Source organism: Micromonospora sp. NPDC048169 (assembly GCF_040652815.1).
GTDB lineage: Bacteria > Actinomycetota > Actinomycetes > Mycobacteriales > Micromonosporaceae > Micromonospora.
Genome location: NZ_JBEZMS010000001.1, coordinates 400,167 through 423,625, shown reverse-complemented (window position 1 = coordinate 423,625; position 23,459 = coordinate 400,167). Strand labels below are relative to the sequence as shown.

The 23,459-nt window shown below is 71.9% G+C and carries 23 protein-coding genes; 11 read left to right on the top strand and 12 right to left on the bottom strand.

The features are described from left to right. Positions 1-165 precede the first annotated feature (165 nt). Together pulA and AB0D28_RS01880 are read right to left on the bottom strand one after the other, a co-directional pair. Positions 166-5,661 (bottom strand): pullulanase-type alpha-1,6-glucosidase, encoded by a 5,496-nt coding sequence (gene pulA / locus AB0D28_RS01885; RefSeq protein ID WP_357381141.1) that lies wholly within the window; start codon positions 5,659-5,661, stop codon positions 166-168. A 142-nt stretch (positions 5,662-5,803) separates the two neighbouring features. Continuing rightward, positions 5,804-6,496: a cellulose binding domain-containing protein gene (locus AB0D28_RS01880; protein ID WP_357381139.1), complete on the bottom strand. Its 693-nt coding sequence runs from the start codon at positions 6,494-6,496 to the stop codon at positions 5,804-5,806. Positions 6,497-6,650: 154 nt separating this feature from the next. Between AB0D28_RS01880 and AB0D28_RS01875 the strand changes: the two genes are divergently transcribed. Next, positions 6,651-7,250 carry a GNAT family N-acetyltransferase gene (locus AB0D28_RS01875; RefSeq protein ID WP_357381136.1) on the top strand — a complete coding sequence of 200 codons (600 nt, stop codon included), beginning with the start codon at positions 6,651-6,653 and terminating at the stop codon, positions 7,248-7,250. A 39-nt stretch (positions 7,251-7,289) separates the two neighbouring features. On the opposite strand, the gene AB0D28_RS01870 is transcribed toward AB0D28_RS01875, so the two are convergent. Then, positions 7,290-7,943, bottom strand: a complete 654-nt coding sequence (locus AB0D28_RS01870) for a GPP34 family phosphoprotein (protein ID WP_357381134.1) — start codon at positions 7,941-7,943, stop codon at positions 7,290-7,292. A 198-nt stretch (positions 7,944-8,141) separates the two neighbouring features. Between AB0D28_RS01870 and AB0D28_RS01865 the strand changes: the two genes are divergently transcribed. Then, entirely contained in the window at positions 8,142-9,653 is a 1,512-nt protein-coding gene (locus AB0D28_RS01865; protein WP_357381132.1) for an APC family permease, read from the top strand. Between the two features lie 48 nt (positions 9,654-9,701). Here AB0D28_RS01865 and AB0D28_RS01860 read toward each other — a convergent pair whose 3' ends face one another. Next, positions 9,702-10,091 (bottom strand): hypothetical protein, encoded by a 390-nt coding sequence (locus AB0D28_RS01860; protein WP_357381130.1) that lies wholly within the window; start codon positions 10,089-10,091, stop codon positions 9,702-9,704. 41 nt (positions 10,092-10,132) lie between these two features. Continuing rightward, entirely contained in the window at positions 10,133-10,858 is a 726-nt protein-coding gene (locus tag AB0D28_RS01855; RefSeq protein ID WP_357381128.1) for a hypothetical protein, read from the bottom strand. On the opposite strand from AB0D28_RS01855, the gene AB0D28_RS01850 reads away from it, so the two are divergent. Beyond that, the gene (locus tag AB0D28_RS01850) at positions 10,857-11,045 is read left to right on the top strand and encodes a hypothetical protein (RefSeq protein WP_141708223.1); all 189 of its coding nucleotides are present in this window, start codon (positions 10,857-10,859) and stop codon (positions 11,043-11,045) included. The two genes, AB0D28_RS01855 and AB0D28_RS01850, sit on opposite strands and share 2 nt — an antisense overlap. A gap of 32 nt (positions 11,046-11,077) precedes the next feature. Next, positions 11,078-11,884, top strand: coding sequence for a hypothetical protein (locus AB0D28_RS01845; RefSeq protein WP_357381126.1), 807 nt, complete (start codon positions 11,078-11,080; stop codon positions 11,882-11,884). 460 nt (positions 11,885-12,344) lie between these two features. Here the strand turns inward: AB0D28_RS01845 and AB0D28_RS01840 are convergent, their stop codons facing one another. Together AB0D28_RS01840 and AB0D28_RS01835 are read right to left on the bottom strand one after the other, a co-directional pair. Then, entirely contained in the window at positions 12,345-12,998 is a 654-nt protein-coding gene (locus tag AB0D28_RS01840) for a DedA family protein (RefSeq protein ID WP_357381124.1), read from the bottom strand. Between the two features lie 23 nt (positions 12,999-13,021). Then, complete coding sequence (locus AB0D28_RS01835; protein ID WP_357381122.1) at positions 13,022-13,378, bottom strand: VOC family protein; 357 nt, start codon at positions 13,376-13,378, stop codon at positions 13,022-13,024. A 156-nt stretch (positions 13,379-13,534) separates the two neighbouring features. Between AB0D28_RS01835 and AB0D28_RS01830 the strand changes: the two genes are divergently transcribed. Further along, positions 13,535-16,390 carry an aconitate hydratase gene (locus tag AB0D28_RS01830; protein WP_357381120.1) on the top strand — a complete coding sequence of 952 codons (2,856 nt, stop codon included), beginning with the start codon at positions 13,535-13,537 and terminating at the stop codon, positions 16,388-16,390. Positions 16,391-16,644: 254 nt separating this feature from the next. Here AB0D28_RS01830 and AB0D28_RS01825 read toward each other — a convergent pair whose 3' ends face one another. Further along, positions 16,645-16,854, bottom strand: a complete 210-nt coding sequence (locus AB0D28_RS01825) for a GNAT family N-acetyltransferase (RefSeq protein ID WP_357381117.1) — start codon at positions 16,852-16,854, stop codon at positions 16,645-16,647. A 203-nt stretch (positions 16,855-17,057) separates the two neighbouring features. On the opposite strand from AB0D28_RS01825, the gene AB0D28_RS01820 reads away from it, so the two are divergent. Together AB0D28_RS01820 and AB0D28_RS01815 are read left to right on the top strand one after the other, a co-directional pair. After that, positions 17,058-18,023, top strand: a complete 966-nt coding sequence (locus AB0D28_RS01820) for a hypothetical protein (protein ID WP_357381115.1) — start codon at positions 17,058-17,060, stop codon at positions 18,021-18,023. 83 nt (positions 18,024-18,106) lie between these two features. Beyond that, positions 18,107-18,313 (top strand): hypothetical protein, encoded by a 207-nt coding sequence (locus AB0D28_RS01815; RefSeq protein WP_357381113.1) that lies wholly within the window; start codon positions 18,107-18,109, stop codon positions 18,311-18,313. 143 nt (positions 18,314-18,456) lie between these two features. Here the strand turns inward: AB0D28_RS01815 and AB0D28_RS01810 are convergent, their stop codons facing one another. After that, positions 18,457-18,687 carry a hypothetical protein gene (locus tag AB0D28_RS01810; RefSeq protein ID WP_357381111.1) on the bottom strand — a complete coding sequence of 77 codons (231 nt, stop codon included), beginning with the start codon at positions 18,685-18,687 and terminating at the stop codon, positions 18,457-18,459. Positions 18,688-18,783: 96 nt separating this feature from the next. On the opposite strand from AB0D28_RS01810, the gene AB0D28_RS01805 reads away from it, so the two are divergent. Beyond that, positions 18,784-19,530: a TetR/AcrR family transcriptional regulator C-terminal domain-containing protein gene (locus AB0D28_RS01805; protein ID WP_357381109.1), complete on the top strand. Its 747-nt coding sequence runs from the start codon at positions 18,784-18,786 to the stop codon at positions 19,528-19,530. Here the strand turns inward: AB0D28_RS01805 and AB0D28_RS01800 are convergent. After that, complete coding sequence (locus AB0D28_RS01800) at positions 19,499-19,903, bottom strand: SRPBCC family protein (protein WP_357381107.1); 405 nt, start codon at positions 19,901-19,903, stop codon at positions 19,499-19,501. The two genes, AB0D28_RS01805 and AB0D28_RS01800, sit on opposite strands and share 32 nt — an antisense overlap. An 80-nt stretch (positions 19,904-19,983) precedes the next feature. On the opposite strand from AB0D28_RS01800, the gene AB0D28_RS01795 reads away from it, so the two are divergent. Both AB0D28_RS01795 and AB0D28_RS01790 read left to right on the top strand, forming a co-directional pair. Further along, positions 19,984-20,460 carry a YfbM family protein gene (locus AB0D28_RS01795; protein ID WP_357381105.1) on the top strand — a complete coding sequence of 159 codons (477 nt, stop codon included), beginning with the start codon at positions 19,984-19,986 and terminating at the stop codon, positions 20,458-20,460. A 27-nt stretch (positions 20,461-20,487) separates the two neighbouring features. After that, positions 20,488-21,264 (top strand): hypothetical protein, encoded by a 777-nt coding sequence (locus AB0D28_RS01790; protein WP_357381103.1) that lies wholly within the window; start codon positions 20,488-20,490, stop codon positions 21,262-21,264. 10 nt (positions 21,265-21,274) lie between these two features. On the opposite strand, the gene AB0D28_RS01785 is transcribed toward AB0D28_RS01790, so the two are convergent. Further along, positions 21,275-22,006, bottom strand: a complete 732-nt coding sequence (locus tag AB0D28_RS01785; RefSeq protein WP_357381101.1) for an SDR family oxidoreductase — start codon at positions 22,004-22,006, stop codon at positions 21,275-21,277. A 95-nt stretch (positions 22,007-22,101) separates the two neighbouring features. Between AB0D28_RS01785 and AB0D28_RS01780 the strand changes: the two genes are divergently transcribed. Next, complete coding sequence (locus AB0D28_RS01780; protein ID WP_357381099.1) at positions 22,102-22,950, top strand: LysR family transcriptional regulator; 849 nt, start codon at positions 22,102-22,104, stop codon at positions 22,948-22,950. A gap of 9 nt (positions 22,951-22,959) precedes the next feature. On the opposite strand, the gene AB0D28_RS01775 is transcribed toward AB0D28_RS01780, so the two are convergent. Then, a complete protein-coding gene (locus AB0D28_RS01775) occupies positions 22,960-23,439 on the bottom strand; it encodes a GNAT family N-acetyltransferase (protein WP_357381097.1) in 480 nt (159 codons plus the stop codon). Positions 23,440-23,459: the final 20 nt, after the last annotated feature.

Genomic DNA, 23,459 nt, shown 5'->3' with positions numbered 1-23,459 from the left:
ACAACGAAGGACGCGTCAAGCTCGACGACAAGTCCCTCATCAGCAACAACGACCCCACCAACTGCGCCAACACCGTCGAGGACTGCTTCAACTGACCTGACGGTCCGGGGTATGCGACCGGCCCCCCGCCACTGTGACGTGGCGGGGGGCCGGTCGGCCGTACGGTCAGCTCTGGACGAACACCGCGACGCTGCGCGCGGGCACCGTGAACGTGCCGGCGCCCCTGTCGAACGACGCGGTACGCAGCTCCGGGTCGGCCGAGTTCCGCAGCACCGGGTGCAGCGCCACGTTCGCCCCACGCAGCCCGGTGACTGTCTGCTTCGCCGTCTCCGGGGTGGCGTTGAAGACGACTGTCACCGACTTCCACTTCCCGTCCAGTCCGCGCGCGTCGAGCGTCATGGTGAGCACGCCCGGCGTCTCCTTCGTGCCGGACAGCGGGAACGCCACCCGCTTCTGCACCTGCTCGGCGGTGTCGAGGCCGAACACCGGCGAGGACCGGCGGATGCGCAGCAGCTCCGCGTACCGGGCGTCGGCCAGGTCGATCGCCGCGCAGTCCGGCACCAGCGACGGATCGGCCAGCAGCGGCTTCGCGTACGACCACTTGTCCTTGTTGTCGGCCTCCGGTGGCAGACCGGCGCCGAACCCGTTGCCCTGGGCGCAGTCCCACCGGATCTGGTTGAACCAGTCACCGGAGTTGTACGAGTTGCGGTCCAGCGACTTCGAGCGCAACCGCTCCGAGCCGGTGGTGACGAACCCGGCGCCCTGCCCGAGCGCGGTGGTCGACAGCGCGAGCACCTGCATCCGGGCCCGATCCTGCGCCGAGGTCCCCTGCGGCAGCTTGTACGCCAGCGCGTCGTAAAGGATCTCGTTGTCGTGGGCGTCGACGTAGGTGACCGCCTCGCCCGGCGCGGCGGTGTACCCGGCCGGAGCGCCGTTGTAGTCGACCTGCGCGCCGGTGACCCGCTTGCCGGTGGAGTCGGTGAACCGGTAGCCGCGCAGGTTACCGGTCAGCCCCACCTTGATCAGGTCGTGCTGGTGCAGCAGCCGGGCCCGCTGCTCGGCGGCCGAGCCGTTCACCTCGTCACCGTTCGGGTCGGTGTAGAGGCCGGAGGCGAAGCCCTGCACCCGCGGGTTGGCGTCGAACGGGCCGCCGCCGCGAACCGCGTCGCGGAGCCGGTCGTTGAACGTGCCGATGCCGGTGCCGGCCATGTTGGCCTGGGTGGCCTGGGTGAACCGGGCGTCGTCGGCGACCTCGCCGAAGTTCCAGCCCTCGCCGTAGAGCAGGATCCTCCGCCCGTCCACGCCGTCGCGGGCGAGCGTGAGCTTGTCCAGCGCGGCCCGTACGGCCAGGATGTTCGCCTTCGGGTGGTGGCCCATCAGGTCGAACCGGAAACCGTCGACCTTGTACGCCTTGGCCCAGGTGACCAGCGAGTCCACCACGAGCTTGCCCATCATGGCGTGCTCCGGGGCGGTGTTGGCGCAGCAGGTGGAGTTGGCGACGGTCCCGTCCTCCAGCAACCGGTGGTAGTAGCCCGGCACCACCTGGTCGAGCACCGACTTCGGGTCGGCGCCGGCGGCCGAGGTGTGGTTGTAGACCACGTCCATGACCACCCGCAGGCCGGCCTTGTTCACTCCGGCGACCATCTGGCGGAACTCGGTGGTGCGCTTCGCGCCGTTCGGGTCGGTGGCGTACCCGCCCTCGGGCACCGTGTAGTGCAGCGGGTCGTACCCCCAGTTGTAGCCGTCGGTGCCGGCGACCGCCGCGACGCACTTCTGCTGCTTGTCGGAGTCCGGCGGCAGCGCGGCCAGGTCGCAGTCCGGCCGGGCCTGGTCGGCCCGCTTCTCCGGGATGGTGGCGAAGTCGAAGGCCGGCAGCAGGTGCAGGTGGTTGACCCCGGCGTCGCCGAGCTTGCGCAGGTGCTTCATGCCGGCGGTGTCCGGGTCGGTGAACGCCAGGTAGGTGCCCCGCCGGTCGGCCGGGACGGTGGTGTCGGCGATGGAGAAGTCCCGCACCGACAGCTCGGAGATCTGCACCTTCGCCGCCGGCGGCGCGGCCGGTTTGCGCAGGTCGGCCCAGCCGGCCGGCGCGAGCGCCGGGTCGGTCAGGTCGACGATCTGGCTGTGTGTGGAGTCCGGCGCGAGCGCCACGGAGTACGGGTCGGTCACCGACGCGGTGACCATCTTCTGCGTGGCCGGCTGCCACGCCTGCACCCGGTAGCGGTAGTAGCGGCCGTTCCACGCCTTCGTGCCGCGCACCGACCAGACGCCGGTGCGGTCGTCGCGGCGCATCGCCACGGTGGCCGGCTGCGCCGTGGGCGAGTCGAACAGTTCCAGCGACACCGTGCGCGCGGTCGGCGCCCACACCGCCAGCGTGGGCACCCGTCCGGCGAACGTCGGGCCGAGCTTCGCGCCGGTCGCCGCCGCGTAGACGTCGTCGAGCACGCCGGGGATCTGCACGCCGGTGGCGGCGAGCAGCGCGCCCTCGGCGTCCCGCTCGGTGACCACGATCTGGCCGCGCAGCGCCGCCGGCACCTTGCCCAGGTCGGCGCGGTCCAGCGAGAAGGCGCGATAGGCCCAGAGATGGGGGTACGCCTGCCGTTGCGCCTCGGTCAACCCGTTGCGCTGCGCCCGCAGCGGGATCGTGGTGTACGTGCCGGTCAGCTCGCCGTCGGCGAGGCCGATCCCACCGGCCGGGGCGACGGCCAGCGCGTACCGCCTGCCGTCGGTCGGCCCGGTGGCCCAGGCGACTGTGGACCTGTCGATCCACTGCGCCTTCTGCTTGGTCAGGTCGAGATCCTTGGCGGCGCCGGACGTGGTGGTCGGCAGCAGCCGCCCCTTCACGCCGGCGAGCAGCCACACCTCGCGTCCGGCGGAGGCGAAGTCGAGCCGCTGGTCCTCGGGCTGGTCCTTCTCGTCGCCGGAATGAATGATGTAGCTCAGCCCGGTCGCCCCGGCGGCGAGGGGCACCCGGAACACCGCGCCGTACGCGTCGATCTTCTCCGGCTTGAGCGGGGCGGCCCAGTCGGTCGGGTTCGCCGCGCCGTCCCACAGGTGCAGGCCCCAGCCGTCGTACTTCCCGTCGGCCTTGCGCCAGTGGATCAGCGCGGTGTCCTGGGCGACGGGCGGGTCGGGTTCGCCGGTGGCGGCCTGCCTCGTCGGGTAGACCGCCGGGTCGCCCTGCTTGACCCAGACCTCGCCGGTGGCAGTCACGTCGATGGTGCGGTCGTTCGCCACGTCCTTGTTGCCGTCGCCGTCGATCACGAGGAAACCGACCGACTTCGCGCCGGGCTTGAGCTTTACCCAGGCGAACCGGCCGTAGGAGTCCTCACCGGCGAACGGCTGCCCGGCGGGCCACTGCGTCACGTACGCCGGGTCGATGTCGCCCCAGGCGTAGAGCCGCCAGTCGTCGTACCCGCCGGCCGGGCGCTGGTAGTGCACGATCGCCCAGTCCCGCGACGCGCCCTGCGCCGGGGTGCCGACCGTGCCGGTGGCGCGGGCGGTGGCGGTGCGGCCCTTGCCGTCGCGGACCACCGCCTTGTACTCCACCCGGGTGCCGCCGGGCAGGCCGGTCAGGTCGTGGTGCACGGTGTACGGCGCGCGGTGCGCGCTGCCGAGCAGCGTCCACTTCCCGCCCGCGACCCGGGCGGCGAACGTGACCGAGGCGAGCGGGTCGCCGGTGACCTGGGCGGTGACGGCGACCTTGCCGGGGACCGGGTCGCCGCCCGGCTCGGTAATCGTGATCTTCGGGGCCCCGGCCTGCGGGATCGCCCGGTCGGCCTTGAGCACCAGCGCCGACATGGCCGGCACGGTGACGCTCAGCTTGCCGTCCGTGCCGGCCGTCGCGCCCGCGGCGCCGCCGTACACGCCGGTGAAGCGGGCGCCGGCCGACCAGGTGTCCACTGTGACAGTCTGCGGTGTCGCGGCGTTGTTCACCGCCGCCACGTACTCGATCCGGTCGGCGGGCAGCACGCGGGAGAACGCGAAGACGCCCGGTCCGTCAGCCGCGTACCGGGTCACCTGCACGCCGTCGCGCAGCGCCGGGTGCGCCGCCCGCAGCTCGCCCAGCTCGGCGATCGTCCGGTAGAGCGGGTGGCGGGTGTCGTACTGGTCGGCGGCGTGGGTGCGGGTGGTGCCGATCAGGTCGTCGTCGAGGTAGTCGGCGGTCCGCGAGGCGAACATGTCCTGCCGGGCGTCCTTGTCGCCGCCCGGCCCGGTGAAGCCCTGCTCGTCACCGGAGTAGACGACCGGCTGGCCGCGGGTGAGGAACATGAGCTGGTGGGCGAGCCGGCTGCGGCTCAACTGGGTGGCGTCGTCACCGCCGGCGGCGGCGACGAACGAGCCGATCCGGCCCATGTCGTGGTTGCCCAGGAACGTGGTGAGCCGGTTGGCGTTCGTGTCCCGCGCCGAGTACAGGTCGTCCTTGGCGTAGACGTCGGCGAGCGTCCTGGCCGAGCCGTCGGCGGCGGCGTACCCGCGTGCCGCCTCCTGGAAGGAGAAGTCGAGCGTGGCGGGCAGCCCGCCCTGCCGTACGTACGTCGACTGGATCTCCTGCTCGGCGCTGTAGACCTCGCCGAACATGAAGAAGTCCTTCTTGCCGGCCTTCTTCGCGGCGGCGTCGATTCCGCCGGCGAACTGCGGCCAGAAGTCGAGGTTGGTGTGCTTGACGGTGTCGAGGCGGAAACCGTCCACGCCGACCTTGCCGATCCACTGGGCGTAGATGTCGGTCATGCCGCGAACCACCTCGGGACGCTCGGTCCACAGGTCGTCAAGGCCGAAGAAGTCGCCGTACTCGCTGTTCTCCCCGGCGAAGGTGGAGTCACCGCGGTTGTGGTACATGGTCGGGTCGTTGAGCCACGCCGGCACCTTGACCTTCGCGTCGGCCGGGGTGGCGAACACCGGGGTGTACGGGAACGACTTGTCGTTCACCGCCGGGAACCTGCGCGTACCGTCGGCGTAGTTGCGGTCCTCGAAGGGGCGCCCCTGCGCGTCGCGGTAGGGGGCGGTCTTCTTGTCCACGTAACCGTACTTGTCCTCGGCGTACCGGATCACGTCGGCGGTGTGGTTGACGATGATGTCCAGGTAGACCTTGATGCCCCGCCGGTGGGCCAGGTCGACCAGCTTCTTCAACTCGGCGTTGGTGCCGAAGTGCGGGTCGACCTGGGTGAAGTCGGTGATCCAGTAGCCGTGGTAGCCGGCCGAGACGTCCGCGCCGGTGCCCTGCACCGGCCGGTTCTTGAAGATCGGGGCGAGCCAGATGGCGGTGGTGCCGAGACCCTGGATGTAGTCCATCCGGTCGATCAGGCCCTTGAGGTCGCCGCCGTGGTAGAAGCCCTTGTCGGCCGGGTCGAGGCCGGTGGTGAGCCGGCCGCCGGTCAGGCCGCCGGTGTCGTTGCGCCTGTCGCCGTTGGCGAAGCGGTCGGGCAGGACGAAGTAGAACTGCTCGGCCTTCGCCGTGTTGGTGGCGGCCTTGAGGAGTGCGTCAGGGGACGGCTCGCGGTTCCACTGGGGAGCGTTGCCGGCGGCCAGGACGTCGGGGGTGGCGGCCGGTCCGGCGGCGTCGGCGCCGAGCTGGTGGAGGGCCACCGGGACGCCGACGAGAGTGAGCACGAGGGAGGTGACCAGGGCGAGCAGCGCCTTGGGGGATATCGGCGGGGGTTTCATCGACGGCCTTTCTCTGGTCGCTGATTCGCCCGCACGCTAGCCCTTGCCGAAACATTCTGCAATACCTTGCAAACCATGCCGCAACAAAGCAGTTACCTTGCAAGGGAGGCGCATATGCCGGCCCCGCCCCGGGGTGCCGGACCTACCGCTCGGCGCAGGGCGTGCCGTCAACGGTGCAGCTCGCCGGCCGCGTGCCGGCACGCTCGATGTGGAAGCGCACCGGCAACGACTGCCCGGGGGCCAGGTCAAATCCGCTGCGGTAGGTGAACACGCCGTCGGCGAAGCCGAAGACGCCCTGCTCGGCGCCCTCGACCCAGGCGGTGACCAGCCGGCCACCGGGGAAGACCGCCCGCACCGTCCAGCCGTGCGGCGTACGCGCGGTGTTGACGAGCAGCACCTCAGAGATGAAACCGCCGTCGAAGGAGCTCATCACGCTGTACCGGCCGGCCACCGCCGAGGAGGGCGCGGGCGGCGAGGGCGGAGGCGGCGGGGGCAGCACCGGCCGGGCCACGCCCCGCGGGCTCGGCGGCGGCGCGGCGGGCGTCGGCCGTGCGGGCAGCATCGTGGACCGGGGTGACAGGCCCGGCACCGGCGCGGTGGCGGCGACCGGCGAGGGGCCGGTGGCGCTGACCGCCGTGGGCGTCAGCGGCATGCCGGGCAGCGACATCACCGGATCGGCCGGTCCGGCCGACGGGAACGTGCTGCGGCCCCGCACCGAACCGAGCGCCACCACCAGCAGGACCACCATCACGAGCACCCCGGCGGCGACGAGGATCCAGGGGGACGAGGTCATGGCGGCCCCGGGCTGCGGTCCGGGACGACGCGTGCGGGACATGGTCCTCCTGTCGGGGTCCGGGCCAGAGTAGCCACCCGGACCGGGTCGCGGCGAGCATCGCTGTCGAGCCCTGCCGCACGGCACCGCACACCTGATACCTTGCACGCCGATCAATGACCACAATGGCTCGTCGAGCCGGTAGGACGGTTGGCCAGTGACTGAGTGGCAGGGCAGTATCCGGCGGGCGTCCGCGGCCGACGCCGCCGCCGTGACAGCGATTCTCGCCGAGGCGTTCATGCGGGATCCGGTGAGCGGCTGGGTCTTCCCCGACGACGACCACCGCGCGCGGGTCCATGCCGCCTTCTTCGGACCGTTCGTCGCGCTGGCGCTGCGCACCGGTGAGGTGTACGTCGCCGGTGACGGGCTGGGGGCCACGCTGTGGCTGCCCACCGGCGAGGGCCACGACGCCGAGGACAGCGGCGAGTTCGACGGGATGGAGGCCGCGATCGGCGCGGAGGCCATGAAGCGGTTCGCCGTGCTGGACGAGATGATGAGCGCCCGGCACCCGGGTGAGCCGCACTGGTACCTGCCCTTCATCGGCGTGCACCCGGACCATCACGGCAAGGGCGTCGGGTCGGCACTGCTGCGTAACAGGCTGGCCGAGCTGGATCAGGCCGGCACGGCGGCGTACCTGGAGGCCAGTTCGCCGCGCAACGCCGCGCTCTACGAGCGGCTCGGGTTCCGGCGCCGCCCGGTCACGCTCGACCTGCCGGAGGGCCCCAGCCTCTACCCGATGTGGCGCGACCCGGCCTGACCGGTGCCGTCCCGCCCCGGCTCGGCCCGGGGCGGGACGTCATCGCCGTACCGTGGTGGTGCTGACGTCGAGCGCGCCCACGACGGCGGCCAGCAGCCCGTCGAGCTGCGCCGGCAGGAACCGGCGGCAGTCGCGCATCCGCGTGGCCACCTGCGGGTCGAAGATGTGCGCGGCCAGCCCGACCGCCTCGGCGAGCGTCGCCAGCAGCAGCGTGCCCGGGTCCAGCTCGGCCGGGGACGAGTGCATCAGCATCGCGGTCAGCCGCACCCGCGGTGAGGCCGCCTGGTTCGGGTCGTTGGCCGGCCAGCGCACCGCGCGGCCGATCAGCTTGCCCTGCTCGCGGCGGAGCACGCCGGCGGTGACCAGCCGGGTGCCCACCCGTTCGTTGATGTTGAGCTGGGTCCGCAGGTAGCGGATCCACAGCCGGGCCGGATGCGCTCCCTCGCGGCGCAGGATCTCGGTGATCAGCAGGTCGGTGAGCGGCTCCTGCCACAGCCGCGGATCCACCGCGGCGATCCCCCCTCCGTCGAGGGCGATCCGGCCCTCGAACATCAGCTCGGCGAGCGCGGCGCCGGCCAGCCCGCACTCCAGCCGGTCGACGGCGACGTGTGGCTTGCCGGTGAACTCGTCATGTCCGATAAGGAACAGCGCATCCGCAAGCCGGTAAGTGGCCTGCGCCCCGGGGTAGGTCATGGTCCATCCTCGAACGGTGGCCGTGATCGTCGACACGGGACGGTACGGCATGACCACGCACAGCTCAATTCCGCCGGATCACGCGCACCCCAATCGATATCGAAGCGGGGTTGTCACAATACGTGATCACCAATACCCTGCTTCAGGTTGTTCCGAAGTAGACACCTCAATCCCCTTACCCCCTCCCCTGGAGAAGCCTTGTCCTCCGATCCGTTCTTCTCCGACGGTGGGCTGCGCCGCGGTCGTCTCGGCACCGCTCACCTCGTCTTCTTCACCGTCGCGGCGTCCGCCCCGCTGACCGTTCTCGGCGGTGGTGTGACCACCATGTACGCGGTCAGCGGCAACATCGGCGCCGCGCTCGGATACGTGCTGCTCGCCGCCGTGCTCGCCGTCTTCGCCACCGGCTACGCCGCGATGAGCCGGTACGTCGCAAACGCGGGCGCGTTCTACGCGTACATCGCCAACGGCCTCGGCCGGGCCGGCGGGGTGGCCGGCTCGGCGGTCGCGCTGGCCGCGTACAACGCGATCCAGATCGGTCTGTACGGCCTGCTCGGCGCGATCCTGGGCGACTTCATGGACGCCAAGACCGGCATCAGCCTCGACTGGTGGGTCTGGGCGCTGCTGGCCTGGGTGTTCATCGGCGCGCTCGGTGTGCTGCGCATCGACCTCAACGCCACGGTGCTCGCGGTGCTGCTCATCCTCGAGTGCGTGGCCGTGCTGATCTTCGACCTGGTGGCCTTCGCCAACCCGGACGGCGGTGCCGTGACCACCGCGGGCATCAGCCCCGGCCACCTGTTCGGCGCCGGCTTCGGCGCGGTGCTCGCGTTCACCATCGCCTCCTTCACCGGATTCGAGAGCGGCGCCATCTACAGCGAGGAGGTCAAGGACCCGCGGCGCACCGTGGCCCGGGCCACCTACATCGCTGTCGCGTTCACCGGCCTGTTCTACGCCTTCTCCGCCTGGGCGCTCACAGTGCTCACCGGCCCGGAGAACGCACCGGCGGCGAGCGCCGAGGCCGGTCCGGGCATCATCTTCGGCGCGCTCGACCAGTACACCGGCGCCGTCGTCGCGGACATCGCCAACGTCCTGTTCATCACCAGCGTGCTGGCCGCCCTGCTGTCGTTCCACAACGGCGTGGCGCGCTACCTGTTCGCGCTCGGCCGGGAGCGGGTCCTGCCGCGCTTCCTCGGCGCCACCTCCAGCCGCAGCGGCGCGCCGGTCGCGGGCTCGGTGGTCCAGAGCGTCCTGGCGGTGGTGGTGTTCCTGGCGTTCGCGATGACCGGCCGTGACCCGGTCATCGACCTGTTCACCTGGCTGTCCGGCGCGGCCGCTGTGGGTGTCGTGCTGCTGATGACGCTCACCTCGGCCGCCGTCGTCGGCTTCTTCCGCGGCCGTCCCGGCCCGGAGAGCGCGTGGCAGCGGTCGATCGCTCCGGCGCTCGGCACGATCCTGCTCACCGCCGTGCTGCTGGTGCTGCTGTTCAACTTCGACGCGCTGCTCGCCCCCGACACCGCGAGCTACCTGAAGTGGCTGCTGCCGGCGATCCCGGTGGCGGCGGGCGTGCTCGGCCTGCTGTGGGGCGTGGTGCTGCGCACCAGCCGGCCGGAGACGTACCGCCGGATCGGCCAGGTCACCGAGGAGGGCCTGCACGAGCCCGGCCTGCACCCGGCCCCCGAGGCCGAGCGCTGGGCCGGCGCCCACCACCGCTGAGACCGCTGTGGCGGCCGGCCCGCGCGGCCGGCCGCCACAGCGGCACGATCAGGCGGTACGGATGACGGTGCAGATCATCGGGCCGTCGTCGGTGGCCCGCAGCAGGTAGCGGTAGCGCTCGCCGGGCACCGCGCCGCCCTGGCTGTCCAGGAACTCCCAGCGCACCGCCACCTCGGTGAGCAGCGCCGAGATCTGCTGTACGTCCTCGATCTGCGCGTTGGCGGCGACGAGTTCCCGCTCCTGGTAGTCGGGGGCGGCGCCGACGAAGCTGAGTGCCACCGCCGCGGGCGAGGTGAACGAGAAGCTGTAGGTGTCGGCGACCACCAGCCCGGGCAGGGCGTAGCAGCCGGCGATGGCCGGCACGTCGGCGGTGGTCAGCGCCACGCCGTACCGGTCGAAGAAGTCGGTGAGCGTGTCGAGGTCGGTGGAAGCCGTCACGACGCTCCTCATTACCGGCCCGCGCCGGCGGCAAACCTTCCTCAGCGCGACGGGACCCGCACCTCGATCTCGGCGCCGAGGTGCGCGCCGCCGCTGAGGCCCAGGTCGTCGCCGCTCCAGAACCGGCCCGGGTCGTACCAGTTGGGCCGCCGGCCGGCGGGCAGCAGACCCATCGCCTCGTAGGTCACCGCCACCACCTCGGCGCAGTACGCCGTCTCCAGCGCGTTGTCGCTGTTCCTACCCCCGTCCGCGGTCTCGCCCCCGTCCACACTTCCGCCTCCGTCACCGGTGCGGCCCCGGTCGCCGATCCTTCCCGTGACGGCACCGAGGTTCAGGCGGCGCGGATCCGGCAGCCGGCCCCGGGCCCACCGCCAGGCGAGCTGCGCGGTGGACGGGAACGGCGTCCCGTCCAGCCGTGCCACGGTACGCAGCACCGCCTCCTCCATCGCGGTGTCGGCCGGCGGTTCGAGCTGGCGCAGCCAGCCCCGCTGGCCGTACCGGTTGGCCCAGACGCAGACCGCGTCCCGCAGGTCGTGCAACTGCACCCCGCGCTGGTGGGTGCCGGTCCACATGTCCGGCAGCGTTCGGCCCAGCTCGGCGTGCCACATCAGCGGCGGCATGTCGTCGAGCACCACGGCCATGCCCACGTGGTTCACCGGGCTGTTCGTGGTGAACTGGATGGCCCGGTCGGGCACGCTGCGTCCGCGGAACACCCACAGATCGCCGGTGCGGGTCAGCTCCACGGCCTCGTCCAGGCTGATGCTCATGGAGGACTACCCTATGCGGATGCGGCAACGGATGCGGTGGTGGAAGGTACTCGGTCTCGCGGGTCTCGCCGGCGTCGCGGCGACCGGAGTGGTGGTGGCCCGGGCGGAACGGCGACGCCGGGCGTACACGCCGGAGGAGATCCGGGACCGGCTGCGCGAGCGGCACGCCAAGGCCTCCTCGTCCTGATCGGACGGTCGGATTCTCCTACCATCGCAACGATGGAGACCGTTTTCTGGGAGAGTCCGTTCGTCCTCGATCCCCCACCGGCCGCCGTGGAGCGGCACGGCGACGTCGACCTGCACGTGCCCACCGGCGACGGCCGGCATCCCGCGGTGGTCGTCGTGCACGGCGTACCGGGCCCGCCCGACGCCCCCGACGCGCGGGACTGGCCGCTCTACCGGGGTTACGGCGCGTTGCTCGCCGAGGCCGGCGTGCTGGCCGCGATCCCCCGGCTCACCGTGGCGAGCCCGGACGACATGTACGCGGTCGCCGCGCGGGTGGCCGACGCCGCCGCGCAGCTCCGCGCCGATCCGCGCGTCGATCCCGACCGGCTCGGCCTCTGGTTCTTCTCCGGCGCCGGCCTGCTGCTCGGTGACTGGCTCCGCGACCCGCCCGCCTGGCTGCGCGGCGTGGCCGCGACCTATCCGCTGCTGGCCCCGCTGCCCGGATGGCCGCCGGTCGACCCGCGCTTCCGCCCGATCGACGCCCTCGACCCGCCCGCCGACGCGGTCGTCGACGCCGCACGGGCGGAGGGCGCGGCGCGGCCGGCGGAGGGCGCGGCGCGATCGGCGGAGGGCGCGACGCGGCCGGCGCTCGTGCTGACCCGGGCCGGGCGGGAGCGGCCCGAGGTCGCCCCCACCATCGAGGCGTTCACCGCAGTCGCGCGGCGGCGCGGCATCCCGCTGCACGTGGTGGACGTGCCGAACGGGCAGCACGGCTTCGACGCGCTCGATCACACAGAGGAGTCCCGCGCCGCCGTCCGCACCGCCCGAGACACCCTGCTGACCCTCCTCACCACCCCCTGACCCCACCCCGCCCCCGTCCCGAGCGCAGGCCGCACAAGATCTTGGTACGAAACGGCCCCTCTGAGAGCCCCCGGGAGGGCCGTTTCGTACCAAGATCTCCACCGACTCACCGCTCTGCCTCGGTGATCATGAAGTTGACTGCGGTCTCTGTCTGATTTGTCGCCGCCAACTTCATGATCACCGGGCCGAGGGCGGGGGAGGGCGGAGGGCAAGGGCAGGGACGGGGGTAGGCGATCGGTCGGCGTCAGGGATCGCGCGCACCCCGCGCCACCCGGCGCACTCCGACCGGCCGGGCCCCGCCCGCGCTCCATCCCGCTCTCCTCCCCTGTCTCCCGCCCTCATCGCCATCGGTAATCAAGGAGTTTGGGTCACTGCGAGAGCCGCCGCAGGACGCGAACTCCTTGATCAACCGGGAAGGGCACCCCCCTGGGGGGCGAGGGCGGGAGGGGGGCGGGGTGGGTCAGCGGTCGGCTGCGCGGAGGGGGGTGGGCTCCTCGGGGGTCTCCACCGGCTCCAGGCGCTTGGCGCGGCGGCGCAGCCACGCGGTGCTGGCCACGCCAGCCAGCACCGCCAGCACCAGCCCGGCCCAGGAGATGTCCTTGAGCCAGTGCTCGGCGGCCTGCCCGACGTAGAACAACAGGTAGGTGGTGCCGAACGCCCAGACCAGCCCGCCTGCCGCGTTCGCGACCAGGAACCGGCGGTACGGCACGCGCAGCGCCCCGGCGAGCGGCCCGGCGAGGATGCGCAGCAGCGCGACGAACCGCCCGAAGAACACGGCCCAGACGCCGTGCCGGGCGAAGCTCAGCTCGGCGCGGGCCAGGTGTGCCGGGCCGAGGTGTTTCGGGAAGCGCCGGCCGAGCCGTTCCAGCAGGGGACGACCACCGCGCCGGCCCACCGCGTACCCGATGGAGTCGCCGACGATGGCGCCGGTGGCCGCGGCGGCGGCCACCCACTCGGGCCCGACCGCCCCGGTGGCGGCGAGCAGAGCGGCGCTGACCAGCACGATCTCGCCGGGGAGCGGGATACCCATGCTCTCCACGCCGATCACGCCGCCCACGAGCAGGCAGATCAGGGCCGGCGGGAGCGCGGCGAGCCAGTGCTGAACGTCGACCACCAGTCGACCCTACCCGCGCCGGGTCAGCCCGCGGGGGCCAGGAACTCCAGCCGGTTGCCGTGCGGGTCGTACGTGTGGAACCGCCGCATGCCGGGAATCTCGTCGTCGCCCCAGGTCACGGCGTGCCCGGCGGCGTCCAGGCGGGCGGCCAGTTCGTCCAGGTCGGTGCGCACGAGCGCGGGGTGCGCCTTGCGGGCGGGACGGAAGTCGTCCTCGACGCCCAGGTGCAGTTCGGCGTCGTACCCGGTGAACCAGCAACCACCGCGGGCGGCGAGGGCCGGGGGTTTGGGCTTCTCGGTGAGGCCGAGCAGGCCGGTGTAGAAGGAGCGGGACGCGTCCTCGGAGCCGCGGGGGCAGGCGAGCAGGACGTGATGGATCATGGTGGCACCTCCTCGTCCCGCAGCGTGGCACGAGGTTGCGTGAATAGCAAGACGGACGTACGGTTTTGTAGAGACCGACGCAGGTAAGTGTTGCCTAAGCAGGGCAGCGCCCCGGTCGGTGCGACAAACTGCTCAGGACTACTCACGGTCGCTGGTGTGAAGGAGTACGACGTGGCGAGCCTCGACACCTTCGGTGCGAAGACCCAGCTACGCGTCGGAGACGCGAGCTACGAGATTTTCAGGATCGACAAGGTGGAGGGCCACGAGCGGCTGCCCTACAGCTTGAAGATCCTGCTGGAGAACCTGCTGCGGACCGAGGACGGCGCGAACATCACCGCCGACCACATCCAGCAGCTCGGCGCGTGGGATGCCACCGCCGACCCGAGCGTGGAGATCCAGTTCACCCCGGCCCGGGTGCTGATGCAGGACTTCACCGGCGTGCCCTGCGTGGTCGACCTGGCCACCATGCGCGAGGCGGTACGTGACCTGGGCGGCGACGCCACAAAGGTCAACCCGCTGGCCCCGGCCGAGCTGGTCATCGACCACTCGGTCATCGCCGACCTGTTCGGCCGCGAGGACGCCTTCGAGCGCAACGTCGAGCTGGAGTACGAGCGCAACAAGGAGCGCTACCAGTTCCTGCGCTGGGGCCAGACCGCGTTCAACGAGTTCAAGGTCGTCCCGCCGGGCACCGGCATCGTGCACCAGGTCAACATCGAGTACCTGGCTCGTACGATCATGGAGCGCAACGGCCAGGCGTACCCGGACACGGTCGTCGGCACCGACTCGCACACCACCATGGTCAACGGCCTGGGCGTGCTGGGCTGGGGCGTCGGCGGCATCGAGGCCGAGGCCGCGATGCTCGGCCAGCCGGTCAGCATGCTGATCCCCCGGGTCGTCGGCTTCAAGCTCTCCGGCGAGATGCCGGCCGGCACCACCGCCACCGACCTGGTGCTGACCATCACCGAGATGCTGCGCAAGCACGGCGTGGTCGGCAAGTTCGTCGAGTTCTACGGCCCGGGCGTGAGCGCGGTGCCGCTGGCGAACCGCGCCACCATCGGCAACATGTCGCCGGAGTACGGCTCGACCGTGGCGATCTTCCCGATCGACGCCGAGACCATCCGCTACCTGGAGCTGACCGGCCGCGACGCACAGCAGGTCGCGCTGGTCGAGGCGTACGCCAAGGAGCAGGGCCTCTGGCACGACCCGGAGCGCGAGCCGGAGTACTCCGAGCGCCTGGAGCTGGACCTCGGCACCATCGAGCCGTCGCTCGCCGGCCCGAAGCGCCCGCAGGACCGGGTGCCCCTGGGCAGCGCCAAGACGCTGTTCCGCGCCGCGCTCAGCGACTACGTGGCAGCCGACGAGACCGGCGGCGACCCGGGCCGCAAGCCGGGCGTGCCGCAGCAGGAGAAGCCGTTCGGCACCGACGGCCCGGCCGACGAGGCGTCGGCCGAGTCCTTCCCGGCCAGCGACTCCCCCGCCAACGGCGTGAACGACCCGGCGGACGCGCCGCGCGACCTGGAGACCGCCGCGGTCGGCGCGGGCGGCCGGGCCAGCAATCCGGTACGCGTGACCGGCGCCGACGGCGTCGAGTACGAGCTGGACCACGGCGCCGTGGTGATCGCCGCGATCACCTCCTGCACCAACACCTCGAACCCGCAGGTCATGATCGGTGCCGCGCTGCTGGCCCGCAACGCGGTGGAGAAGGGCCTGGCCCGCAAGCCGTGGGTGAAGACCACCCTGGCGCCGGGCTCGAAGGTCGTCATGGACTACTACGACCGCGCCGGCCTGACCCCGTACCTGGAGAAGCTCGGCTTCAACCTGGTCGGCTACGGCTGCACCACCTGCATCGGCAACTCCGGCCCGCTGCCGGAGGAGGTCTCCGCCGCCGTCAACGACGGTGACCTGGCCGTCGTGTCGGTGCTGTCCGGCAACCGGAACTTCGAGGGCCGGATCAACCCGGACGTCAAGATGAACTACCTGGCGTCCCCGCCGCTGGTGGTCGCGTACGCGCTGGCCGGCACCATGGACATCGACCTGGCGAACGAGCCGATCGGTGAGGACGCCCAGGGCAACCCGGTGTTCCTGCGCGAGATCTGGCCGAACAGCGCCGAGATCCAGGACGTCATCGCCTCGGCGATCGGCGCGACCGGCTTCAGCGCCGCGTACGCCGACGTGTTCGCCGGTGACGAGCGCTGGCAGTCGCTGCCGACCCCGACCGGTGACACGTTCTCCTGGGACGGCGAGTCGACGTACGTGCGCAAGCCCCCGTACTTCGAGGGCATGCGGCAGGAGCCGACCCCGGTGCAGGACATCGCCGACGCGCGGGTGCTGGCCAAGCTGGGCGACTCGGTGACCACCGACCACATCTCCCCGGCCGGTTCGATCAAGGCGGACTCCCCCGCCGGCAAGTACCTGGCCGAGCACGGCGTGGCCCGGCACGAGTTCAACTCGTACGGCTCCCGCCGGGGCAACCACGAGGTGATGATCCGGGGCACGTTCGCCAACATCCGGCTGCGCAACCAGCTCGTCCCGGGTGTCGAGGGCGGCTTCACGGTCAACCACCTGACCGGCGAGCAGACCTCGATCTACGACGCCTCGATGGCCTACCAGGAGGCGGGCGTCCCGCTGGTCATCCTGGCAGGCAAGGAGTACGGCTCGGGTTCGTCGCGCGACTGGGCGGCAAAGGGCACGATGCTGCTGGGCGTGAAGGCGGTCATCGCCGAGTCGTACGAGCGGATCCACCGCTCGAACCTGATCGGCATGGGCGTGCTGCCGCTGCAGTTCCCGGGCGGCGAGACCGCCGAGTCGCTGGGCCTGACCGGCACGGAGACGTTCTCGATCAGCGGCGTCACCGCACTGAACGACGGCGACACCCCGCGCACCGTCAAGGTCACCACCGACAGCGGCGTGGAGTTCGACGCCGTGGTCCGCATCGACACCCCGGGTGAGGCGGACTACTACCGGCACGGCGGCATCCTGCAGTACGTGCTGCGCCGCATGATCGCGAGCTGAACCCGCGGGGTCAGGGACCACGCCGTGGTCCCTGACCCCGCGGCGGCGAAGCCGCCCGGAGGGATTCCTCCGGGCGGCTTTTGCGCTGTTCGCGTCCTCGCACGGGAGGTGCGAGGAGCGGTTCTGTCGGCTACGAGGTGTAGTTGTTGTCCCGGAAGTCCGCCGCGCACTTCAGCGAGTCGCCGAGATCGACGCATACCTTCACCCCGGCCGCGTGCACCCGGTTCGTGACGTCGACTCGCCGCTGAGCCCGGTCAGGCCAGGCGCGCGGCGTACACGTGCGCCGGATCCCCCGATTCGGACGTGGTCGCACGCTCGAAGCTCAGCCCGATCCGCTCCGCGACCCGCTTGGAGGGCGTGTTGTCCGGGTGGATGATCGCGACGAGGCGGTCGACGCCCAGCCGGTCGCGCGCGTGGTCGCGACACGCGGCCGCCGCCTCCGTGGCGAATCCGCGACCCCGCACCCGCCCGCAGGCGGTAACCGCGATTATGTCGAAATTGCAATTCGATGATGCCCCTCGCCCCCGATCGCACATCCGACACTGCAAACAATCGACGCCCATGATTCGTTGACACGCTCCGAATTCCGTCGATACGTTGCCGACATCGCGATGAACAACGGGGCGCTCCAGTTTCGATCCGAGAATCGAACACTGGGAAGGATTTCATGAAGACGACGATCAGACTTCTGGCCCTGCCGGCCCTGATCCTGCCGGCGATCCTCGCCGGCACGCCGGCACTGGCCGGCACCGGCACCGCCGCAGGCACGGCCGCTCCGGCCGCTGTCACGTCGATCGAGCGAAAGGCGGGGTCGTCCTCGCAGGCCAGGGCCTACTGGACGGCCGAGCGCATGGCGGCGGCCACTCCCGCCGACGAGGTGGAGAAGCCCGCCGGCCCGGTCACCCAGAGCCCTGCGGCGGAGCGGGTGCGGCGCTTCGCGGAGGCGGTGGCGCCGAAGGACGGCAGCGGCTTCGGCACCCAGCTCAACGAGTCGATCACGGTGGGGAAGATCTTCTACACCAGCTCCACCGACGGCCTGGGCCACTACTGCTCGGCGAGCGTGGTGAACAGCCCGGCGCGCAACATGGTCTTCACCGCCGCGCACTGCGTGCACGACGGGCCGGGCCGGGACTGGCACACCGCGAACTGGATGTTCGTGCCGTCGTACCGCAACGGCGCGCAGCCGTACGGCACCTGGGACTGGTCCACGCTCGCGGTGCCCAGCGGCTGGATCAGCACGCGTGAGCGGCAGTACGACGTGGCCGTCGCGCTCGTCTACGGCAGCCGGTCGATCGTGGACGCGGTCGGCGCGAACGGGCTGCTCACCGGCGGTGGCCGGGAGTACCACTACGACATCTTCGGCTACCCGAGCAACAAGGACAGCGGCGAGATCCAGTGGGTCTGCTCGGGCACGTCGAGGGACGCGGGCAGCAACCGGATCGAGATGAACTGCGGCTTCGGGGGCGGTTCGAGCGGCGGCCCGTGGTACTACAGCTACGACAACACCACCAGACGTGGTGACGTGCACGGGGTGATGAGCTACTCGAGCGGCTCGAACACGAACGGCTCGCCGTATTTCTCCGCCGCCGTGGTGGGGACGCTCTACAACACGTACGCGAACGACACCTGGTGACCGGCGGTCCGCCTGGTGTGCCACCCGGCGCGCCAGGCGGACCGGCACCCGGCGGACCGGCACCCGGCCCTGGAGGAGGCGACATGTCCCATCGTGTGCTGCTCGGCGCGGCCGCCGTCGCGGCGCTCGCCGTCGCCGCGGCCGTCGTGGTCCTCGCGACGCGCGACGGCGACGCAGGGCGACCCGCGCCGCCCGGCCCGGTGGTCGCGACGCACAATCCGAGCCCCGGCGCCACCGACCCCGCCGAATACTGGACCAGGGAAAGAATGCGGGACGCCATCGGCGACTGAATCACCGAATTGCGTCCGCCGGATTTGCGTTCGCCGGCTCGAATGCCGGCGCACCGGGCCGCAGAATCCCTTCCCACTCACGATAACCCGCCGAGCTCGAGGCGCAATTCCCATTCCCGCGCGGCGTGAGTGCCGACGAGTCCTCACGAAACGGTGTCGGAGTAGACCTCGACGTCGTAGAGCAGTCGCACGTTGCGGCGGCCGTTGGTGATGCCGACGAAGACCGGGTCACCGGCCGGGGTGCGGCCCTGGCGCCACACCTGTTCCCGGGCCGCTTCCCGCGACTCGTGATGGACGCCGCCCTCGCGATGCAGGTGGAGGACGCGGCGGGCGGTGGTGGGGTCGCTGTCGAGGTGGATCCGCAGCAGGGGCACGGCACGCCCTTCTTGCCCACTGTCGAGACCGGACTTTCGTCTGTTCAATCAGCTTACCGTTGTTAAGCTACCTGTCCAGTGAACTAGAGTGGCTCCATGACCACGACCGAGCCCGGTGCGGCGACGACACCGGTGTGGCTGCGGTCAGAGCAGCCGCGGGCGCGGCGTAAGCCGCCGCTGACCCTCGAGCGCATCGTGGAACGCGCGGTGACAACGCTGGACGAACACGGCGTCGAGGGCCTGACGATGCGCCACCTCGCCCAGCGACTCGACGTGACTGCCACCGCGCTCTACTGGCACGTGAAGACGAAGGACGACGTCCTGGATCTGGCCGTCGACCGCATCTTCGGCGACGTGCCGATTCCGGACGCCGGCGACGACTGGATGGAGGACATCCGCGTCCTCGTCCGGGCATGGCGCGACGCGATGCTGCGCCATCCTTGGGCGCCCGGGCTGGTCGGACGTCCGATGCTCGGGCCCAACGTCCTGGCCCGTACCGAGTTCCTGCAGTCGGCGCTCGTGCGGGGCGGCTGTCACGGTCTGCACCTCGCGGTCGCCACGAGAATGCTGGCCAACTACGTCATCGGCGCCTCACTCACGGAGGCCACGTGGCGCCGGAGCGCGGACCCGGGCGCGAGAGCCGCAGCCCGCGACCACATCGCCGCGAGCGCCGACACCTACCCGACCCTCAGCGCCTCCGGCCATCTCGACGACACCCGTTGGGACGACGACCTGCTGTTCGAGGAGGGCCTCGACGTCGTCGTCCGGGCGGCAGCACGGACGGGGACGCCGGAACGACAACGGGCGCCGATCAGCCGGCGGCGCTCTCCAGCACGGCCTTGAGCCGGGCCAGGTCCGCCTCGACCAGCGCGGTGTCCCGGTCGAAGTCCGCGTCGCTCATGCCGGACGACCGCCGCAGGCTGAACACCACCTCGGTCGCGTCGCCGTCGGCGATGGCGCGCAGCGGCACGTACACCGTCTCGCCGGACGGCGTCAGCACCTCGTGGTCGAGCACGCCGTACTCGTTCGCGGGAGCGAACGTCAGCCGCGCCCGCCCTTCGGGAGTGTCCACGAACCACTGACCGCCGACCCGGGCCACCGAGCCGCCGAGGCCCGGCGCCCAGCGGGGCAGGTTCGCCGGGTCGGCGGCGAAGGCGTAGACCTCCGCCACCGGACGGTCGATGTGGACGCTGAGATGCCGGGATTCACTCACCACCCGCCGATGATGGCACGGGTGTCCGACGCGCACGCTAAGCTGCCGCGAATCGCGACAGACCACCCCTGGGAGACGACCACATGGGCATGGTGTTCACCGCACGCCGGCTGTCCGGCGAGCAACTGGCGACGGTGCTGGCCGACCCGGAGACGGTCGGCACACTGCTCGACGGCGGCCCCGACGAACTCGACCTCGACAAGGCGTGGCACGGCTTGCACTACCTGCTCAACGGCACCACGTACGAGGTCCGCGGCGACGCCGGGCCGGCGATCGTCGGCGGCGACCCGATCGGGCCGGACCTCGGCATGGGCCCGGCCCGGCTGCTCATGCCCGACGCCGTGCGCACCGTGGCCGCCGGGCTCGACGCGGTGGACGACGCGACGCTGCGGGCCCGCTTCGACCCGGCGGCCATGTCCGAGGCCGAGATCTACCCGCACATCTGGGACGACGGCGACGACGAGTTCGACAGCTACCTGCTGCCGAACTTCGCCGCGCTGTGCACCTTCTACCGCGACGCGGCGGCGCGCGGAGAGGCCGTGCTGCTCGCCATCACCTGAGCCGCCGGAAACCGGTAGCGTGCCGGCGTGGGGCTCGACGCGTACGTTTCCTGCCGCTGCTGGCAGGACGGCCTCGCCGCGCCCTGCCCGATCGGGCCGGTCGGATACGACGAGAACGGCGTGCTCACGCTGTTGCGGCCGTGGGAGGGCAACGAGGCCGCACACGACACGTTCCTCGCCTGGGTGGACAGCGCCTGTCCGCACGAGACCATGGGTCTGGTGAACGAGCACGTGTCCAACTGGTCCGGCGTACGCCTGTTCCAGCAGGCGTTGCGCGCGGCGGGCGAGCATCGCTTCCCGACGCTCGCCGCCGCGCTGCCGGACGTCGGCGACGGCCCCCTGCCGGCCGACCGGGCGGCGGTCGCGCTCGCCGAGCTGGACGCGTTCGTGCGCACCGACCGGGTCATCGACGAGGTGGAGCTCGTCGACGAGGCGACCGGCCGGGTGCTCATGCCGTACGTCGAGGTCTACCGCGGGGTGTTCATGTACGGCCCGGGCTTCCAGGCCGGCGTCGATCCGGACGGCTTCTTCGTACAGGACCGCGCCGACCCGCCGGTGACGCTGTTCCGGGCCGTGCGGTGCGGGCAGCGGCCGCTACCCGGCGACCGGGTGGAGTTCTCGGTCGGCGGTACGCGGACGGTGGTGGCGATGCGGCCGGTGAGCGATTACGGTGAGCCGCCGCCCGAGCGGCTCGCGGTCCGGACCCGCAGCCGGTCGGGCGACGACTTCGCCTACGTCGTGGAGCCGCTGCGCCGGCTCTGCGCGGCGTCGGTCGCGACCGGCAACCCGGTCATGTGGTGCTGACGAGCCGCGCTCACCACGGGATGACGCCCGCGTCCTCGAAGTAGCCGCCGGTCGGCCCGTCGTCCGGCAGCGTCGCGAGCCGGATTCCGATCGCCGCGCCCTGCTGCGGCGTCCGCACGCCCCGGAAGCCGTTCAGGTCGGTCGCGGTGAACCCCGGGCAGGCGGCGTTGATCAGGATGTTCGTGCCGGCGAGCGCCCGCGCGTACTGAATGGTCACCGCGTTGAGCATGCTCTTCGACGGCGAGTACGCCACCGACAGCGGGCCGGTCTGCTCCTCTCCGGTGGAGGCGCTCTGCCGGGTCAGCGAGCCGACGCCGCTGGACATGTTGACGATCCGCGGCGACGCCGAGCGGCGCAGCAGGGGCAGCATCGCCTCGGTCACCCGGACCACCCCGATCACGTTCACCTCGACGGCGGTCCGGATGGTCGCGAGGTCGACGTCACCCGGGTGCTGCGGCACGCCACCTGTCACGCCCGCGTTGTTGACCAGCACGTCCAGACCGCCGGCCTCCGTCTCCAGCAGCCGGGCGGCGGCGGTCACGCTCGCGTCGTCGGTCACGTCCAGCGGTACGCCGAACGCGTCCACACCGCCCGCGCGCAGCTTCGCGACCGCCTCGGCGAGCCGCTGCTCGTCCCGGGCGCCGACGCCCACCCGCCAGCCGAGCGCCCCCAGGCCGGCCGCGATCTCGTACCCGATTCCCTTGTTCGCGCCGGTCACCAGCGCGATCGTCCGTTCGCTCATGGTCTCGATCCTGTCCGCGCGGCGGCCGGGCCTCCAACACCACTTCGGTAGCGGGCGATACCCGGCGGGTATCGATCCGGCGGTACGGTGGCGGGATGGAGACGCGGGAGCTTCGCTACTTCGTCGCGGTCGCCGAGGAACTGCACTTCGGCCGCGCCGCGCGCCGCATCGGCATCGCCCAGCCGCCGCTGTCCCGGGCGATCCGTCAGCTCGAACGGCGCCTCGGCGTGACGCTGCTGGAACGGGACAGCCGCCGTGTCGCGCTCACCGCGGCCGGGTCGGTGCTGCTCCGCGAGGGCCGGGCGGCCCTGGACGCGGTGGACGCCGCCGACCGCCGCACCCGCCGTGCCGGCGAGGCCGCGCACGGCGGCGCCGGGCTGGTGCTGGTCACGAAGGCGGGGGCGTCGAGCGAACTGCTGCCGAAACTGCTCGACGCGTACGCCGCCGAGCCGGACTCGGTACGGGTGGAGGTGCTGCTGTCCGGCATCGGCGAGCAGGAACGGCTGCTGCGCGACGGGCGGGCCGACGTGGCGTTGCTGCACCTGCCGTTCGACTCGATCACCGGGTTGGACACCGAGGAGCTGGTGACCGAACAGCAGGTCATGGTGCTACCGGCGACGCACCCGCTGGCCGGTCGGGCCCAGCTGCGGATGGCCGACGTCGAGGCGCTGCCCGACCTGCCGCTGCCGCGCTGGCCGCTGCACGACGGCACCTACCCCGACGGGCCGGGCCCCGAGGTCCGGGACCACTCCCAGTTGCTCCAACTGGTGGCGCTCGGGCGTACCGCTGTGGTGCTGCCGGAGTCGTGCCGGTCGTTGCTGTGGCCGGACATGGTCGCCGTGCCGGTGCCGGACGCCCCGACGGTCACCACGGTCATCGCGTGGCCGCCGCACAGCCGGTCGCGGGCGCTGGCCGCGCTGGTCCGCACCGCCACCCGCCTGTAGGAACCGGCGCTACGACAGGTCCTTGCGCATCTGCTGGGTGACCACCCGGTAGCCGGACGTCTCGTACAGCCCGCGTGCCGTCTCGTTGGTGCCGAAGACGTTCAGCTCCAGCGCCCGGGCGCCGTGCTCCCGGGCCGCCCGCTCGCCGGCCGCGAGCAGCGCCCGCCCGAGGCCCCGGCCCCGGTGCCCGGCGGCGACCTCGATGTCGTAGAGGAACGCGCAGCCGGCGACACCGCGCGGGTGGGTCAGGCCGATCCACAGCCAGCCGGCCGGTGAGCCGTCAGGCAGCTCGCCGACCAGGAACAGCATGCCGGGCGTGGCCATGCCCTGCGGCAGGAAGCCGGCGGTGGCCTCCCGGGCCCGGTCGAGCGCCTCCTCGGCCGTCCAGTTGCCGGCCGTGACGTGCTCTCGCGCGTACCCGGCGGCCAGCTCCTCCTGCCAGCTGTCGAACTCGTCCGGAGTCATCGCCCGGACGGTCACCTCGGTCATCGCCACTCCCCCGTCGATGT